Here is an 18361-nt window from a genome sequence, read left to right as displayed (position 1 = left end):
ATGAAGATTAGGACATCATTTAAAGGAATAAAAAAAGGAGTGTATTAAAAAACACACTCCTTTAAACTATTATAAGGTTACTTTATTAATATCCTTCATTTTGTTGAATACCACTTGCATTGATTTCTGTTTGTGGAATTGGAAAGGCTAATAAATCATCACCATAATTAAATGTTCCATATCTATTTACTACAGGTAAATGAAAACGCATTAAATCTTCAAAACCAAACCCTTCAAACAACAACTCTTTTTGTCTCTCGATACGAATATCATCTAGTGTATAAGTTGTTAAATTAGTAAATGTCGTTAAGCGATTTTTCTTTAGTGCATTAAAATACTTCAATGATTCAGCTGTAATTCCATTATTAATACGGAAATCAGCTTCTATAAAAATTAATACTAGCTCTTCGAATCTCATAAGTTTTAGATTCGAAGCCATTTTTGGATATTTCCCTTTATTACGTAAATCCCCTCTAATAGTATAAATCATTTCTCTATCTGCGCGGATATCATTCGAAGGGATAGTTTCGGTAACGTTTCCTTCACCGTCTACAATATCTTGTGGAGCATCAGAACCGAATAAATCTTCAACTTTAAAATTAACGACTATATCACCATAGCCTCCTAATATTGGTGCTGCATATAAATAAAATAGTGAATCCGTCCCTGGGTTATCCACTCCAGACTGCTTTAATTCAAATATTGAATTTGATTGTGCATCATCTGCCGTATATGATCCAATAAATGCAAAACGTCCAATCACATTGGATCCACTTTTTTCCATAGCAATTAATGCATTTTCTTTTGCCACAACTAAATCAGCACTATCCCAATTTGAAAAAAATAAAGCTATTCTAGCTTTCAATCCATATGCAGCTGCAAGAGATATTTTAACTTTATTATTTGAATTTGATTCAGTAAGTAATGCAATAGCTTTGTCCAAATCAGTATAAATATTCTCCTTATTTGACGCTACTGTACCACGTACAACTTTAGCATCAATAGCCCCATATTTTGTAATATATGGAACTCCGATAGCACCTAACCCTTTATTATCAAAATATTGTTGACCATAAATACGCAATAAATCATAATGTGCTAATGCTCTAATTGCATAAGCTTGTCCTTTTAGATTTTTCACTGTTTCATCTTCCACTACATTCGCTTCTATCGCGCGATTAGCCTCCGAAATAACTAAATAAATCTGTTCCCAAGTTTCTGCTGTATATCGTGCACTAGTAGTTAAACTAAAAGAAGATATACTTCCTAAACGATTAGTTCTATTCGTTGAATATGCATTATCCGATCTAACTTCCGAATAAGCAATTACATTATTTCCGTAATATTTATTACTTGTCATTAAGGAATAAGTACCAACTAAACTAGCATCTAATTCATCCGTAGTGGAAATCGGATTTTTAGTATAATCTATATTTTCGGTCAATTTTGGATCTAATGAACATGATGCTAAAGAAATACTTACCATAGCAACAAGAATCCAACCTTTTTTAAGTGTTCTTTTCATCGTAATTAAAATTTAACGTTAAGAGAAAATACTACTGATTTCAATGGAGGAGATGCTAATTCAATGTAGCCTGTAGCATCTACTTCTGGATCGTATTTCAATCGTCCATCTTTCACCCATGTTAAAGGATTCAAAGCAGATACAGATAAATTAATTCCATCTACACCAATTGCTTTTACAGCTTGTTTACTCAAGTTATATCCTAAGGTAATTTGTCTTAATCTAATGTGATCCCCATCATATAAGAATCTTGTAGAGGGTTGTGTATAGTTATTGTTTACATTTCTTTCCGGAGATGCAGTTAAAATAGGAACATTAGTAATATCTCCTGGTTTTTGCCAACGATCTAATAATTCGCTATTTGCATTATATGCATACAAAGAAGTATCGTTTGTTTCATGTGTAATTTGTGACCATACATCATATACTTTATACCCTGTTGCAAATGTAAACAACGCATCTACATAAAATCCTTTGAAATCCACATGCGTATTAAAGCCTCCTGATACTTTTGGCAATCCACTAGCACCTTGGAAACGTCTTTCTGCCTCTCCATATATGTTAGTTGCCGTTCCATCTGCTTTGTACCATTGTGCTGCACCTGTTTGTGCATCAACACCTGCATACGTTGGCATATACCACTCATTAATTAATCTACCTTCTTGATCAGCGGTATAAGATTTAATGGCAGTTGGCATTTCTGTCAATCTATTACGCACTGTTCCAATATTTGCTCCAATCGACCAATTGAAATCTTTAGAACGAATAATTTCCACATTCAATTCCGCCTCTACCCCACTATTTTCTAATTTTCCTTGGTTAATCCATTTTGTAGAAAATCCTGAAGTCATGGATAAGGGTAAACTATACAATAAATCTTTGGTTTTACTTTGGTAATAAGCGAAACTACCGGTAATGCGATTATCGATAAATCCAAATTCCAATCCAAAATCCAATTTACTTTGTTTCTCCCATCCTAATTCACCGCCAATTTGTGTACTAATTAATCCCGCTTCATTATTATAAGAAGCTTTACCCAACAAATGTTGATATAAATTTGGATTAATCGACGAGTTTCCCGTAGAACCATACGATCCTCTTAAACGCAAGGTACTAATAGCATTTGAATCCATCAAGAAATCCTCTTGGTGTATATTCCATGCAGCACCTACTGCCCAGAAAGTTCCCCAACGATTACTACTTGAAAAACGAGAAGACCCTTCTTGTCTAATAGTCAAATCCACTAGATATTTATTTGCATAAGAATAATTTAACAAACCTAAATAACTCAACTGCATCCAATCATAATACTCAGATTCTGCAACATAGTTAGCAGCTGCCCCTCCCAATGTTTCTAAACCTGGAGGTAGAACCTCTCCTAGTCCCGATAGTCTATTAAACTTATTCTTTTGGTATTCCATCAACCCTTTTACATCAAAACGGTGATTTTCTCCTAAATAAAAGTTATAACTCAATGAATTTTGCCATACGTAATTAAACACTTTACGATCAGATTGAGAGGTAGCTCCTTTTGTAGAATTTCCATCACCATGTACTGGATTTTGATAACTTTGATAATTAGCTAACGTATAATCTAAACCTATGGCCGATTCAAATCTCAGATTATCTAAAATTTTATATCCAACTGCATTATTAGAAATAACTCTTGTAAAATCATTTTGATTCAAGTTTTGTTTTGTTGTGTACAAAATATTAGGTAATCCCCCTAATAATCCATTATCAATATTATATGATCCATCTGCATTATATGGATTTGCCCAAGGATTCATAAACATAGCTGATAAGTTCGGATTACTAAAGAAAGCCCCTCCTTCTAAGATACCATTTTGTTTAATATTGGAAACATTAGCACCAATTCTAATGTCAACTTTATCATTTAAATTACGAGTAAAGTTGAATGACCCTGTTACCCTTCTAAAATCTGTTCCAATTACGGCTCCTTCTGATTTTTCATGTCCAACAGAAGCCATGTAAGTTCCTTTTTCATCTCCTCCATTAACAGATAAATTCAAACTCGACATGGGCGCATTTTTCACTTTCACCATCTCTGACCAATCGTGATTTAGCATTCCATTCTCTCTCCAATGCGTAAATAAATCCGGCCCACCCATTACATCGTCAGTTTCATAGTTATCAATTACCCATTGTTTTGTAATACCTGCTTGTTCACCCCCTAAAGAATTATATAAAGCTTCTACCCATAAATCACCTTTTTCTTGAGAGGATAAAAATCTAGGCCCTTTCACGGCTTTATTTTGAAATCCCATTGATGATCTAAAACTGTAACTTGGTTCTCCACGTTTTCCTTTTTTGGTAGTAATCAAGATAACCCCATTTGATCCACGAGCTCCATATACTGAAGTTGCACCCGCATCTTTCAAAACCGTCATCGATTCGATATCATCAGGATTAATTGCAGCTAACGGAGATAAACTCGTTACATCGTCACTATCCGATAAATTGGCATTGATAATAGGGATACCATCAATCACGTATAAAGGTTCATTAGTTGCCGAAACAGAGTTACGACCACGAATACGGATATTTTGTACCGCTCCTGGTGATCCTGACGTTGTAGCCATTTGTAAACCTGCAACACGCCCTTGTAAAGCCTGATCTGCAGAAACAACTGGTGTACCAGCAATTACTTCTCCTTTAACAGCAACCACGTTACCTGTTACCTCATTTTTGGTTTTCACTTGACCATAAGCCAATACAATTAGCTCTTCCAATTCACTCCCTTCTGTTTGAAGAGAGGCATTAAACACATTGGCATTGCCTACAGTGTGTTTCACATCTTTCATTCCAATAAAAGAAAAAACAAGCACTTGTCCTGCTTTTGCATTTATGGAATACTTTCCATTTAAATCGGTTTGTGTCCCCAATTGGGTTCCTTGAATCACAACCGTTACTCCTGGCAGTGGCATACCATCTTCTGATACCACCCCAGAAAGTGTTTTCTCTTGTGCGAATCCCACTTGTACAAGCAGGATCATTATGCACGCATAAATCCACTTAATCTTCGATCTCATTCTTAAAAAATTGATTAGTTAGTTAAACAAATCTAAACATTTTTTCTTAGACCTCCTAAATCATTTTCACTAAATCCCGATAAAAAATTGGTTCATAAAAGACATTAACTAACAAATTCTTAGTTTTCTTGCTAATTTAAAGGAATTCAAATAAGTTTATTCCATTAAACAAAACAGTATCTCCAAGATTCCAAATATTAGACTAACCCTTTTTTTAATATTTTTTTAGCATTATGTACATTTTTAACATTAACTATTCCATACTAAAACATCTATCCTAATAACTACCAAAAATCAAACATTAAGCAAGTACAATACTCTTTTTTAAACCAAAAAAACAATCGGGTTGTTATTTTAGTTAGTAATCTAAGTTAATTGTTAAACTAAATTTTATCCTCTTGATAGTAAGGCATTTATACAAACCCAAAGGGGGGATGATTAGCTAATCATCCCCCCTTTGGGTCACTTCTTAGTTCTATCTTGAAACTTAAAGTCTTATTTGCTTAGTTTTACTCATTTGATTGCTAAAATCTTCAATGTAAACAATAGACTTCTTACTCGCAGACCACATGGCATTATTAACAGGTAAATAACTGTTCATTGTATACAACATCGTTCCGTTTGCCATTCCTCCTAAAATGCTATACATCGCTGTACTCACTAATAATTCTCTATCCATTTGTCCTTTGTATAAGATAGGATATCCGAAAAAAACACTGGCACTATAGAAATAGGATTTAATTTCTTGGGTATCCAATGCACCTTCAGACAAACCTACTTCAGGTTTTTTTTCGATCAATAAAGAAGGTATTCTTGGAACGCATTGTTAAATACGCATAAGCTCCAGTCTCAAAAATAGAAATTGTCTTTACACTTGCTTCGTTGTTACTCAACGATACTTTGCGTAAAAAACGGTTTTTTTCTAAAATATAAAAAGCATCATCAAAATAAGAAACTGGAAAATTTAATGCAGCAGAAGCATTTGTATCAACACCATCTTTGAGCTGAGAAGAACTGCTATTTGGTCTACCGATTAAAAAAACTAACTCATCTTTTTGCTCATTTAATCCCAAAGTATAAATTTTCGAATCATCTTGAATCACCAATTTATTTTGAGCCGCCCAATATGAGATAAACTTCAAATCAGCATTGTTCACTTTTATATAAGGTAGCACAATTTTAGTTGTAGTATCAAATTTCCAGACGGTCTTTACATCGGGTAGGTTTTTATTTGATACAATAACATATAGATTACCTTTACTATCGATCGTAATTTTATCCTCTAGTTTCACATCATTGAACTTAAAATATTTAAAATCACCTGCTTAAATTAACAAATCTAATTTTCCATCCGTACTAACTGTTCAGATATCTAAACTAATATCGTCGTATTGTGCATAAAAAATAGCTCTCAAAGTAGTAGCTGATATTAGTCGAATAGCAGTAATATTTGATTCCACTGTAGGGGGTACATTTATTTTAAACTCTTCTTGGTTACACTTCTCTTGCGAATTATCGCCCGAAGAGCTACATGAAACAACTATAGTAGATCCCAATAGTAGGCCTCCTAAAAAAAAACAATACTTTTTTCATTTATAAATATATTCTAAATACACTTTCACTAATACCTCAAAAGTACAGGACTTAAATAAGCTACAACTCCCATTTAAGATAATTTTTAGGCATTTTAAGTACTGTGACTTATATTTCTTGTACACAACTAATCCCAAAGAAAAAGACCGAGATTACGCTCGGTCTTTTTGATAAATACCTCAAATTAAAAGTATTATATTCTTATTTTAATTCAGACTTGTAATCTACTTCACGAGCTGGAGTACTCCAAGTCCATTTGTGGCCCGCACTCGCAGGAATTTTAACGGCTAGACTACTCACATAATTCCCACCTTTTCCACCTTCTTTTCTATCGATGTCTAAATTCCAACGTTTCATATCAAACCAATCAAATCCTTCTCCCCATAATTCTAATCCACGGTAGTTTACAATTTGTTCAAAAAGTTCGTCATTACTCACAGCTGTATTTTCATAGGCGATATCGCGTCCAGAAGTTTTATTCAATTCGATTAAAGTAGCTTTTGTTCCACTATAATTTTGTTGAAAATATTGAGCTTCCGCTTCAATCAAATACATTTCCGAAGAACGGAAATGGTTCATATTCCCAACTCCTGGCATATCATTTGCTTTGATTTTAAACTGCATATAAGCAGCTACAAAAGCATCTGAACGCAAATCTGGATATTTTGCTCTTACATCTTTCTCCATTTGAGATTCTTCTGGTTTAGATACTAATCCAGTTGTTAAGCTATACTCCCCTTCATAGTTTTTAGGATCTACAAACAATCCTTTACGCATATCTGTATCAGGAATCTTATCAAATAGTTCTTTACTTATACGCTTAGGATAAGAACGCACTGCACTTGCAGAAGAATTATACCCAATATAAGCATGATATGCATAGAAATATAATTGCTCGTCCGATGCACCATAACTTCCCCAAATCCATTCCGAAGTTGGATTTGAAAAACCAGCTTTATATTCTGATTCTTTCATTAACGGATAATTAGCTCTTGCTAAAACTGCTTGTTTTTCGGCAGTAGCATAGTCTTTTTTAGCCAAAGCGGCTCTTGCATATATCGCATGATACACGTCTTGATTCATGTCAAAGAATTGTTTACGAGATAAGCCGCTTTCTTCAGCTAAAACAATAGCTTGATCTAAATCCGAGTATATTGCCTGATAAACTTCCGCTAAAGAAGCTAACGGCATATTCACTGGATCAGCTGTAGATCGTCTTAATATTAAACATTTTTGAGAACCGTTTGAGCTATCATCCCAACGGTATCCATATAATTGGGCTAGCATCGTATAACTATATGCTCTATATCCTAATGCTTGAGCTTTTAATTGTTTTTTCTTCGTTGTTGGTCCTTCTGCCGCATCTACATTATCGATAATCTGATTGGCATTTGTAATAATCATATAGTAATAATGCCACGGATAATAATCATAAACCGAAGTAACATCAGTAAAAAGACCACTATTAATCAACGTAGACCAACCAGATAAATTTACTCTAAAATTATTTCCTGGATATTCACCATAATACATTTTGATAGTTCCCTCCCCATTAAAACCTTGAGAAATATGTTGAGTAACCATAATTTTAGCTAGTCCATTCACAGCCATTTCAACTGTCTCAGTCGTTTTAAAAACCGTTGTTGGCGACGTTTCATCCGTAGGATACGTATCCAAATAATCTTTACTACATGACGCAAATGCCAAAACAATTGCCAGTGTAAGATATTTTATATTTCTAATTTTCATATTTTCTATTTTTACAAATTAAAAAGCTACATTAACACCTAATGTAAAGGTACGTGGCGTAACATAAGTATTGTATAACACTCCATTAAACGTTTGCTGCGGATTCATACCTTTTCTCTTTGTAAAAGTTGCTAAATTTTCTACTCCTAAAGATAAACGCATACCATTAACTCCTATTTTCTCCATTGTTTCCTTTGGCATTTCATAGCTAAGACTGATATTTTTAACTACTAAATAAGAAGCATCTTTCAACCATCTAGTAGAAAGATTTCCTCTCGTATCTGTATTGCGATTAAAATCAACAACAGGAGTACCATTCGGATCAATTCGATATATAGAATTTTCAGTCATTCCTTCTGGAATACCATCCCAAGAATCTAAAATATCACTATGGATTGCGGTTGGATTTGCACTTACACCCATCAAATCTTGGTATGAATTGTCATATACTTTTCCTCCAATACTATAAGTAAACAAGGCTGATAATGAAAAATTCTTATACGATAATGAAGTATTAAAACTTCCCGTCATTTTTGGAACTGCACTTCCTGAAAAATCTTTTCTCGCATACGTTGCTGAAGTTGTATAATTTGTCCCGTTAATATTAGTAACATACTTACCATCTATTTCCTGTCTGGTATCACCTTTCGCTTTATTCACTACAAATTTATCTTCATCAAACTCAAACAAGGCATTACCTGTCATTTGATCAACACCAACATATTGGGCTAAATAGAATTCACTTACACTTTTTCCTTCTACTATTTTGTGATAACTATTAAGTTGAATACCGTCTTTTCTATTTTGTTCCGCTAATTTCTCTACTTTGTTTTTTAACCAAGTTGCATTTGCTCCGACATTCCATCTCCAATCTCCTTTTTTAACCACATCAACATCAAAAGCAACCTCTATCCCTTTATTTGAAATACTTCCAATATTAGAAATGATTGTTGAAGCCCCTTTAGTTGGATCTAGAGAACCGTTAGACAAAGGCTGTGTTAAATCAGTCAATAGATTTTGAGAGCGTTTATCAAAATACTCCACTGATACATTTAAGCGATTAAACAATCTTGTATCCAGTGCTATGTCAAAAGAAGAAGAAGTTTCCCATTTTAAATCCTTATTTCCATTTTGTGATTTATATAAAGCAGTAGCTCCACCATATTTAGCAATCGTGTATAAATCTTGGTATGCATAGAATGTTGCCCCCATATCATTACCTACTTCACCATAAGAAGCTCTCAACTTCAAATGATCAATAACTGATGATCTAAAGAAGTTTTCATTACTAACTACCCAACTACCACCAACTGACCAGAAATTCCCCCATCGGTTGTCTTTATGAAATTTTGAAGAACCATCTCTCCTAAAAGATCCTTCCACAAAATACTTATTTGCATAATTATATTTAAGACGTGACAAATACCCTTCTGTTCTATAAATATTAGTATAATCGTAAAGATTTGTGATATCATTAAAATTAATTAAATCCCCCATTCCTGGAAAGGTTTGATTGGATTTGATAGCATACAAATACGTATATTCTGTACTGTAGCTCTCATGTCCTACTAAAGCTTGCACATTGTGTAGCCCAAAATCTCTGTTCCAGTTTAACAACTGTTGCGCTGTATAGGTTTTATAACGATATGTTGTTCTTCTTGCACGTCCATTTGTACCTGCTCCATCACCGATTATTCCATTTTCGTAATGACGCTCTTCTGTATTACGCGTATTTAAATCACCACGAATCGTAAAAGTAAAATCATTTAAAAACTTAATATCTGCAAATACCTGTCCACTAAAAGTATTGCGTATTGTTTCACGACTATTTAAATCATTTTCCCAAACTACATTACGTCCAACGTATTGCCCCCTAGATCGAGTTCCATCATCATACATTAAATTACCTAAATCATCATACAAATAGGCTCCTGTAGCATCATGCATGTGCACTGAATAGATAGGAGCAATTCCTCTTGCAAACATAAATGGATTTACATAACTATTTGAATCATCACTAGATGCAGTCAAACCATTTGATACTTGGTGTGATCCAGATAAGTTTGTACCTACTTTCAACCAATCATTTACTTGGTAATCTGCATTCGTACGCCCTGTAAAACGGGTGAAATCTGAATTTTTAAAATATGCTTCATTATTTAAGAAACCTGCAGAAAAGTAAGCTCCACCTTTTTCATTAGCTATACGACCATTCATATTGATGTCTTGGTAATATCCTGTTCTTTCAATTGGTTTATACCAATCTAAATCTCCTCTATACCCTTCTAATATTTGTGCATTACTTTTCAATTTACCATTTTCAAATAATTGATCCGATGGTAAATTATAAATATTTGCTACCAGAATGTCATTAACCAAATTTGCATTTGCATCTGCATTTGCATCCGCTAAGGATTTACCAGCTGTAACAGCACCATTTCTATATCCTGCCCACATCGTATTCATGAAATCATCAGCCCCAATACGGTCATATTCTTTCATTCCTCGTGTATAGACACCTTGTTTCATATCTATATTAAAAGAACCCCCAGCTTTATTTCCTTTTTTGGTTGTAATCAAAATCACCCCATTTGAAGCTCTATTTCCATACAATGTCGTTGAAGAAGCATCTTTTAATACGGACATACTTTCGATATCTGCAGGATTAATATCAGAGATACTCCCACCATAAGGCACACCATCTACTACATATAGTGGTGAGTTTGCATCAACTCCATTTACTTTACCTCTTAATGAACTAAATCCACGAATACGGACTTCGGGTTCAGCCCCAGGTTGTCCTGAAGTATTGTTTACCTGAACACCGGCAGCAGCTCCTTCTAAAGCACCAATAGCATTTGTTGCTGGTCTTTTTTGAATATCTTCTGATTTAACGACAGCAATTGAACCTGTTACTGATTCTTTTGATGCTGTACCATACGCCACAACTACAACCTCATCTAGAACACTGTCTTCAGCTTTCATAGTAAGGTTAAATGTATTTGCCGCACCTACTTTATGTTCTACGTTTTTTAAACCAATAAACGAAAACACAATAACCTCACCTTGTTTTACTTTGATGGAATAATTTCCATCCAAATCGGTTTGGGTTCCCATTGTTGTACCTTTAATTACAACTGTAACCCCTGGTAAAGGGAATCCATCCTCAGTTACAACCCCTTTTAAGGTCTTTTCCTGAGCAAATGAAAATTGCACAAATAGAGCCATAAATAGCACTATCGTCCATTTTAATTTTGATCTCATTATTTAAATTGAATTAGTTAGTTCACAAACATAAAAAACTAAACTAAAACTTCGTTAATTTAATCCAGTATTAACTAGAAGCAAATCAACTAAATACTAATAAAAAGGAATAAAATCCATTTATTTAATTAAAAATTAAAATATAAAACACAAAAAACATTAATTAATTAAACAATAAACATTATCATTTCACACAAAAACTTAACAAACTCCTTTAAAGCCCATACCATTTAACACTCTAAAAATTATTATTTGGTAGCTTATTTATCTACAACTACCTACCTATCAACTTAAAAAACCGATATCAACACAAACATGACAAAACGTCAACTTCATGTTAAATTTTACATTCTTATGATTTCCTTCACGGATATTTCAACTATTTTTAGTTTTACAAGTGTAACTTATTTCCAAACCTAGTACCTTTACATTCAATTTTTATTTATGTTATTACATCATTTTTCAGACTTGCCTTATGAAGCCGGAACAGATGAAGCCGGAAGAGGATGTATTGCAGGTCCAGTTACTGCGGCGGCGGTAATTTTACCCCCCGATTTTTCGAATGAGATCCTCAATGACTCCAAACAGCTTTCTGCTAAGAATCGCTATGCTTTGCGAACAATCATTGAAGACCAAGCCTTGAGTTATGGCGTAACTCATCTTCATGAAGCGGTTATTGAAGAATTGAATATTTTACATGCAGCAATCAAAGCGATGCACGAAAGTGTATATAAGCTTACACCACTACCTGATTTTTTACTTGTAGATGGGAATAAATTTACACCTATCCCCAACATTCCCCATCAATGTATTGTAAAGGGAGACACTAAATATTTAAGCATAGCTGCTGCCTCAGTTTTAGCCAAAACCTATCGCGATGATTACATGAATCAAATACACGAAGAATTCCCTATGTATAATTGGAAGCAAAATAAAGGCTACCCAACTCAAGAACACAGAGAAGCTATTGTCAAATATGGGGCATGTAAATATCACCGAAAATCATTTAAGCTTTTACCGGACCAATTGAAATTAGAATTATAAAAAAAATCTCTTTTACTGCAGTAAAAGAGATTTTTTTTATTTGTATATAACTAGGTCTAAGCAAAAACTTTTTCTATTGCTTGGATTGTAAAATCTAAATCATCATACGTTAAAGCGTCTGTAATAAACCAAGTTTCGTATGAAGAGGGTGCAATATAAACCCCTTCTCTCAATAAGCCATGAAAAAACGTTTTAAATCGTTCATTATTTCCATAACCTGCTGTTTCAAAATCCAGTACTTCTCGTTCATCAAAAAACACAGAAATCATTGAGCCCACACGATTAATAGTATGAGGTATTTGCTTGGCTTCTAACACCTGGCGAATTCCCTTTTCTAAATACGCTGTTTTTTCTTCTAAACGCTTAAAAATTGCTTCATCCTTATTGATTGATTGCAACATCGCTAATCCAGCAGCCATTGCCAAGGGATTACCTGATAGAGTACCCGCTTGATAAACAGGTCCTACAGGAGCTAAATAGTCCATAATTTCAGCGCTACCTGCAAAGGCTCCCACAGGTAAGCCTCCACCAATTACTTTTCCGAAAGTAACTAAATCTGCTTTTACACCGAATAATTCTTGAGCTCCACCACGTGCCAAACGGAAACCCGTCATTACTTCATCAAAAATCAATAGGGTGCCATGGATATCACATAATTGACGCAGTCCTTCTAAAAATCCTGCTTTAGGTGGTATACATCCCATATTTCCAGCCACGGGTTCAATAATAATAGCGGCTACTTCTCCTTTATTCGCCTCAAGAATAGAAGTGACGTTTGCTAAATCATTATAAGTCGCTAACAAAGTATCTTTTGCTGTCCCTTGGGTTACACCTGGACTGTTAGGTGACCCAAAAGTCACGGCTCCACTTCCTGCTTGAATCAAAAAAGAATCGGAATGTCCATGATAACATCCTTTAAATTTTAGTATTTTTTCTCGATTGGTATAGCCTCTCGCTAAGCGAACAGCACTCATGCAAGCCTCCGTTCCAGAGTTAACAAAGCGAATTTTATCTATATTAGGCACCATGGAAACCGCTAACTCAGCAATTTCCGTTTCAATTTCCGTAGGCATACCAAAAGAAGTTCCTTTTTTAGCCTTTTCTATTACTGCTTCTACAACAGGTGGAAAAGCATGTCCCAACAACATTGGTCCCCAAGAATTAATGTAATCAACTAAACGGTTGCCATCCACATCATATAAATAAGCTCCTTTTGCTTCTTTGACAAAAATCGGAGTTCCTCCAACAGACTTAAAGGCTCTTACTGGGGAATTTACGCCTCCAGGAATAACTTTTTCAGCTTCAGCAAAAAGCTGACTACTTCTTTGATATAGCATAATTTCTTATAATTTTAAACGTTGGCCAATTGACAAACCTGTTCCATCAAGCTTATTTGTTTTTTGCAATTGCGCTACGGTTGTGTTGTATTTTTTTGAAATCGAATAGAGCGTATCTCCTTTTTGTACGACATGCGTTTTAGCAATTGCTTTGGTTTCTGATTTCGTTTCAACCTTCGTTTCTATTTTTTTTGAATCAATTTCTTTTTTAACTCTAGGTGTACTCGACCCCAATACTTCACGGTCATATTGATCTAAAGTATAGCGCTCAATTAAACTGATTAATTTAGTAGCATATTTGGGATCCGTTGCATAGCCCGCTTTTTTTAATCCGTGGGCCCATCCTTCATAGTCATCTTTATCCAATTGAAATAAATCATTATAACGACTACGCGAAACTAGAAAAAGGGAATGATCTTTATAAGATTCTTCGGGGGCATCATATTTTCGAAAACATTCATCGGGGGCATCATCTGTATGTCGCACAGAGGGACCATCCCACTCTTTGTGACACTTGATGCCAAAGTGATTATTTGCATTTCGACTTAACGTCCCTTGACCCGAACCAGACTCTAATACACCTTGAGCTAAGGTAATACTCGCTGGAATTCCGTAAGAAGACATATTATTTTTAGCAATATCTTTATATTGCAAGATATAATCTTGAATAAGATCAGAAGTAACAGAAATGCGAGAAGTAGCTTCTAATACCTCCTTATTTTTTGCAGCTGTTCGTCTGTCTTTTCGTGCTTCTTCTTGGCTATGACGTTGTTCCTCTGCCCTTTTTTGTTGTGCTCTGTATTGTTCTTTAGCTACTAATTCTTTTGACTTTACTTTCTTACCCGTAAGTTTAGAATTATTCTTTACCCCACAACTAACAAGTGTAAGTAAACAGAACATTAAAAATAGTTTCTTATTCATAGCTCTTACTTTATTTTTTCATTCCACCCCTGTAAGCCACCTGTATGAATAACAAGGATCTTACTGTTTTTTTTGAATTGATTGCGCTCAATTAAATCAAAGATACCAAAAACTAGTTTACCTGTATAAATAGGGTCTAAAAGAATTCCTGTATTCCGCTCAAAATCACGAATAAAACACAATAAATCCGTATTGTATTTTGCATACCCTCCAAAGTGATACTCGAGTTGTAAATCCCAATTTTTTTTGGTTGTATACTTTTGAATTTCACCATATAAAAAATCTCCTTTTAGCGCAGGAAACCCCAGCACTTGTTGATGTTCAAAAGAACGATTAATTATTCCTGAGATTGTTCCACCTGTACCTACAGCACAACAAATATAAGTATATATTGAATCTTCAGGTTGTAAAATTTCTTCTGTACCTCTAATTGCCTCTGCATTTGTTCCGCCTTCAGGAACAAGATAAAAATCACCAAATTCCTGCTTTAAATCCTGTAAAAACACCGTTGATTCTTTTTCTCTATAGGCGGTTCTGGTTACAAATTTAAAGCGCATACCATCCTGTTCTGCCTTTTTTAACGTTGGATTGGCCTGGTATATTGTTTCGATTTCCTCCCCTCGAATCACACCAAGGGTTTGAATACCGAATATTCTTCCAGCAGCAGCAGTTGCAGCTATATGGTTGGAATAAGCCCCCCCAAAAGTTAGCATCTGCTTATACCCTAATGCATTTGCAGCCTCGATATTGTATTTTAGTTTTCGAAACTTATTTCCAGAAATTTCTGGATGCAAGAGATCCTCTCTTCGAATATATACTTCAATTCCATTCGAAAAGGGAAGATCAAGCTTCACAGTAGGCACCCGATCATTTGAAAACAAATCCAACATACTACATTCTTTTTATTCGTATTTTTTCACAATTAATACTGAGAAAACAACGATTTTTTGTATAAATATTAAAACAAATAATACAAGAGTTTTTAGTAACTTACCTACGGAAAAAACCGTTTAAAAGCCAACGTTTCACTACGTCACAAAACTAGTTAATAGTTTTTAGGTTTTTACTTAAAAAACACATAAATAATTAATCAAAAAACGCATAAAATGACCTTTAAGGAACAAATTTTACAAGGAATTCCCAATGAGCTACCAGCAAAAAAAGAGTATGATCCAACAATTAATCATGCTCCTAAACGCAAAGAAATACTGACAGCGGATGAAAAGAAACTTGCCTTAAAAAATGCTTTACGTTATTTTGATGCCAAGCATCATTCTGAGTTAATTCAAGAATTTAAAGAAGAATTAGAAACCTATGGACGCATTTATATGTACCGATTCAGACCGGATTATACCATATATGCAAGACCCATAGAGGAATACCCAGGCAAATCAGTGCAAGCCAAAGCTATTATGTTGATGATTCAAAATAATTTGGATCATGCCGTAGCTCAACATCCACATGAATTAATCACCTACGGAGGGAATGGCGCTGTCTTTTCAAACTGGGCACAATATCGCTTAACCCTGCAATATTTAGCTGAGATGACGGATGAACAAACCTTAGTTATGTATTCAGGACATCCAATGGGATTATTCCCATCGCATGCAAAAGCACCTCGTGTTGTCGTAACGAATGGAATGATGATTCCCAATTATTCTAAACCCGATGACTGGGAGAAATTCAATGCTTTAGGTGTTACTCAGTACGGGCAAATGACAGCAGGAAGCTATATGTATATTGGCCCTCAAGGTATTGTACATGGAACAACCATTACCGTATTAAATGGCGGTCGAAAAATTGCTAAAAACGGGGAAGATTTAACAGGTAAATTATTTTTAACCTCTGGTTTAGGAGGGATGAGTGGCGCTCAACCAAAAGCAGGAAATATTGCGGGTTGTATAACCGTTTGTGCAGAGGTAAATCCGAAAGCGGTTCATACAAGACACGCACAAGGTTGGGTTGATGAAGTAATCACTGACCAAGATGAATTAGTAAAACGCGTTCAAAAAGCACAAGCTAACAAAGAAGTTGTATCCATTGCCTTCCAAGGGAACATTGTAGAAGTTTGGGAAAAATTTGCAGAGGATAATGTATTTGTACACTTAGGTTCTGACCAAACTTCTTTACACAATCCATGGGCAGGAGGCTATTATCCTGTGGGATTATCTTTTGAAGAAGCTAATGAAATGATGGCTAGTAACCCTACACTATTTAAGGAAAAAGTACAAGAATCTTTACGAAGACAAGCTGCTGCTATCAATAAACACACCGCCAAAGGTACCTATTTCTTTGATTATGGAAATGCCTTTTTATTAGAAGCATCTAGAGCTGGTGCAGCTATCATGGCAGAAAATGGCCTTGATTTCAAATACTCTAGCTATGTCCAAGATATTATGGGCCCTATGTGTTTTGATTATGGATTTGGTCCATTCCGTTGGGTATGTGCTTCAGGCAAACCAGAAGATTTAGCTAAAACAGATGAAATTGCCTCTCTTGTATTAGAAGAAATTATGCAACACTCACCTGTAGAAATTCAACAACAAATGGCAGATAATATCCGTTGGATTAAAGGTGCTCAAGAGAACAAATTAGTGGTTGGATCGCAAGCGCGTATTTTGTATGCTGATTCGGAAGGGAGAATAAAAATTGCTGAAGCGTTTAACAAAGCGATAAAAGAGGGAATTATAGGTCCTGTTGTTTTAGGGCGTGATCACCACGATGTATCAGGAACGGATTCTCCTTACCGCGAAACTTCGAATATTTATGACGGTTCTCGTTTCACTGCTGATATGGCTATTCAAAACGTGATTGGAGACAGTTTCAGAGGCGCTACCTGGGTTTCTATCCACAATGGTGGTGGTGTTGGTTGGGGAGAAGTAATCAACGGTGGTTTTGGTATGCTTTTAGATGGTAGTAAAGAAGCGGATGACAAATTAAAGTCGATGCTATTCTGGGATGTAAACAACGGTATTGCACGACGCAATTGGGCTCGAAATAAGGAAGCTACTTTTGCCATAAAACGCGCCATGGAAATTGAACCTTTATTAAAGGTTACTATTCCAACTATCGTTGACGATAATTTATTGAATTAACCAACAAATAAAATAAGTAAGCGATGAAAAATGTATTCAAAATTCTGATTCTTGCAGCTGTAACGATCTTTACAGCTTCTTGTAGTAGTGTGAGTGTTTCTGCCGATTATGACAAAAACACCAATTTCACGTCTTATCAAACGTATGCTTTCTTCAAAGAAGGAATTGATAATGTAAAATTAAATGACTTGGATAAAAAGCGTATTCTCAACGCGATTGACCAAGAGATGACAGCCAAGGGTTTTACTAAAACAGATAGCAATCCTCAATTATTAGTAAATATCTTTACTAAATCGCAACAACAAGTAAACGTTACAACGAACAATGATTACTTCTATTCTAGATGGGGGTATTATGGATGGGGGTATGCACCTTATGGAGGGCCTTCTACAACCGTATCGACTTCGATTGAAGGAAAACTGTATATTGATTTTATAGATACAGCGAAGAAGACTTTAATTTGGCAAGGCGTTGGTACAGGTTATATCGATAATGCTAAAACACCTGAAAAGAAAGAAGCCAAAATTCAAAATTTTGTTCAACAGATACTGAGTAAATATCCGCCTGAATTGAAGAAGTAAAACTTGTATTCGCAAAATAAAAAATAGACATGCCCCAAAAAATTAAACACTTTATGGGGCATTTTTTATTTTTCAAACTTTTTGAACAGTATAAAATTTAATTTTTCGCGTATTAGATTTGTAGAAGAACAATTATTTTTTGTATTTTCTACAAAACTATAGTAATTCAAGACTGAGCCTTTGTACTTTATCTATATTA

General features: G+C 34.8%; 12 protein-coding genes. 3 read left to right on the top strand and 9 right to left on the bottom strand.

The annotated features are described in order from the left end of the window. Positions 1–85: 85 nt before the first annotated feature. From ACMHJ2_RS02385 to ACMHJ2_RS02360, 6 genes are all read right to left on the bottom strand, one after another. Positions 86–1525, bottom strand: a complete 1440-nt coding sequence (locus ACMHJ2_RS02385; protein ID WP_413511361.1) for a RagB/SusD family nutrient uptake outer membrane protein — start codon at positions 1523–1525, stop codon at positions 86–88. Between the two features lie 5 nt (positions 1526–1530). Next, a complete protein-coding gene (locus tag ACMHJ2_RS02380) occupies positions 1531–4578 on the bottom strand; it encodes a SusC/RagA family TonB-linked outer membrane protein (protein WP_413511360.1) in 3048 nt (1015 codons plus the stop codon). Between the two features lie 487 nt (positions 4579–5065). Next, the gene (locus ACMHJ2_RS02375) at positions 5066–5377 is read right to left on the bottom strand and encodes a hypothetical protein (protein ID WP_413511359.1); all 312 of its coding nucleotides are present in this window, start codon (positions 5375–5377) and stop codon (positions 5066–5068) included. Then, on the bottom strand, positions 5358–5870 hold the full coding sequence (locus tag ACMHJ2_RS02370; RefSeq protein ID WP_413511358.1) for a hypothetical protein: 513 nt from the start codon (positions 5868–5870) through the stop codon (positions 5358–5360). Before ACMHJ2_RS02370 ends, ACMHJ2_RS02375 begins: the two co-directional genes overlap by 20 nt. Before the next feature lie 502 nt (positions 5871–6372). Continuing rightward, the gene (locus ACMHJ2_RS02365) at positions 6373–7920 is read right to left on the bottom strand and encodes a RagB/SusD family nutrient uptake outer membrane protein (protein WP_413511357.1); all 1548 of its coding nucleotides are present in this window, start codon (positions 7918–7920) and stop codon (positions 6373–6375) included. Between the two features lie 18 nt (positions 7921–7938). Continuing rightward, a complete protein-coding gene (locus ACMHJ2_RS02360) occupies positions 7939–11184 on the bottom strand; it encodes a SusC/RagA family TonB-linked outer membrane protein (RefSeq protein WP_413511356.1) in 3246 nt (1081 codons plus the stop codon). Positions 11185–11628: 444 nt separating this feature from the next. Here ACMHJ2_RS02360 and ACMHJ2_RS02355 point away from each other — a divergent pair, with 444 nt between their 5' ends. Further along, complete coding sequence (locus ACMHJ2_RS02355; RefSeq protein WP_413511355.1) at positions 11629–12228, top strand: ribonuclease HII; 600 nt, start codon at positions 11629–11631, stop codon at positions 12226–12228. Between the two features lie 56 nt (positions 12229–12284). Here the strand turns inward: ACMHJ2_RS02355 and hemL are convergent, their stop codons facing one another. Genes hemL through ACMHJ2_RS02340 form a run of 3 tightly spaced genes read right to left on the bottom strand, consistent with a single transcriptional unit; the run spans position 12285 to position 15376 of the window. Next, on the bottom strand, positions 12285–13565 hold the full coding sequence (gene hemL, locus ACMHJ2_RS02350; protein WP_413511354.1) for a glutamate-1-semialdehyde 2,1-aminomutase: 1281 nt from the start codon (positions 13563–13565) through the stop codon (positions 12285–12287). Between the two features lie 6 nt (positions 13566–13571). Beyond that, positions 13572–14486, bottom strand: a complete 915-nt coding sequence (locus ACMHJ2_RS02345; RefSeq protein ID WP_413511353.1) for a glucosaminidase domain-containing protein — start codon at positions 14484–14486, stop codon at positions 13572–13574. Between the two features lie 5 nt (positions 14487–14491). Next, positions 14492–15376, bottom strand: a complete 885-nt coding sequence (locus tag ACMHJ2_RS02340) for a 1-aminocyclopropane-1-carboxylate deaminase/D-cysteine desulfhydrase (protein ID WP_413511352.1) — start codon at positions 15374–15376, stop codon at positions 14492–14494. A gap of 216 nt (positions 15377–15592) precedes the next feature. Between ACMHJ2_RS02340 and ACMHJ2_RS02335 the strand changes: the two genes are divergently transcribed. Further along, entirely contained in the window at positions 15593–17581 is a 1989-nt protein-coding gene (locus tag ACMHJ2_RS02335; RefSeq protein WP_413511351.1) for a urocanate hydratase, read from the top strand. A gap of 23 nt (positions 17582–17604) precedes the next feature. Further along, on the top strand, positions 17605–18162 hold the full coding sequence (locus tag ACMHJ2_RS02330) for a DUF4136 domain-containing protein (RefSeq protein ID WP_413511350.1): 558 nt from the start codon (positions 17605–17607) through the stop codon (positions 18160–18162). Positions 18163–18361: the final 199 nt, after the last annotated feature.

It is taken from the genome of Myroides odoratus (assembly GCF_965118575.1).
GTDB lineage: Bacteria > Bacteroidota > Bacteroidia > Flavobacteriales > Flavobacteriaceae > Flavobacterium > Flavobacterium odoratum_B.
Note: the sequence above shows the minus strand (reverse complement) of the source record. Positions and strands in the feature narration are given on the sequence as shown.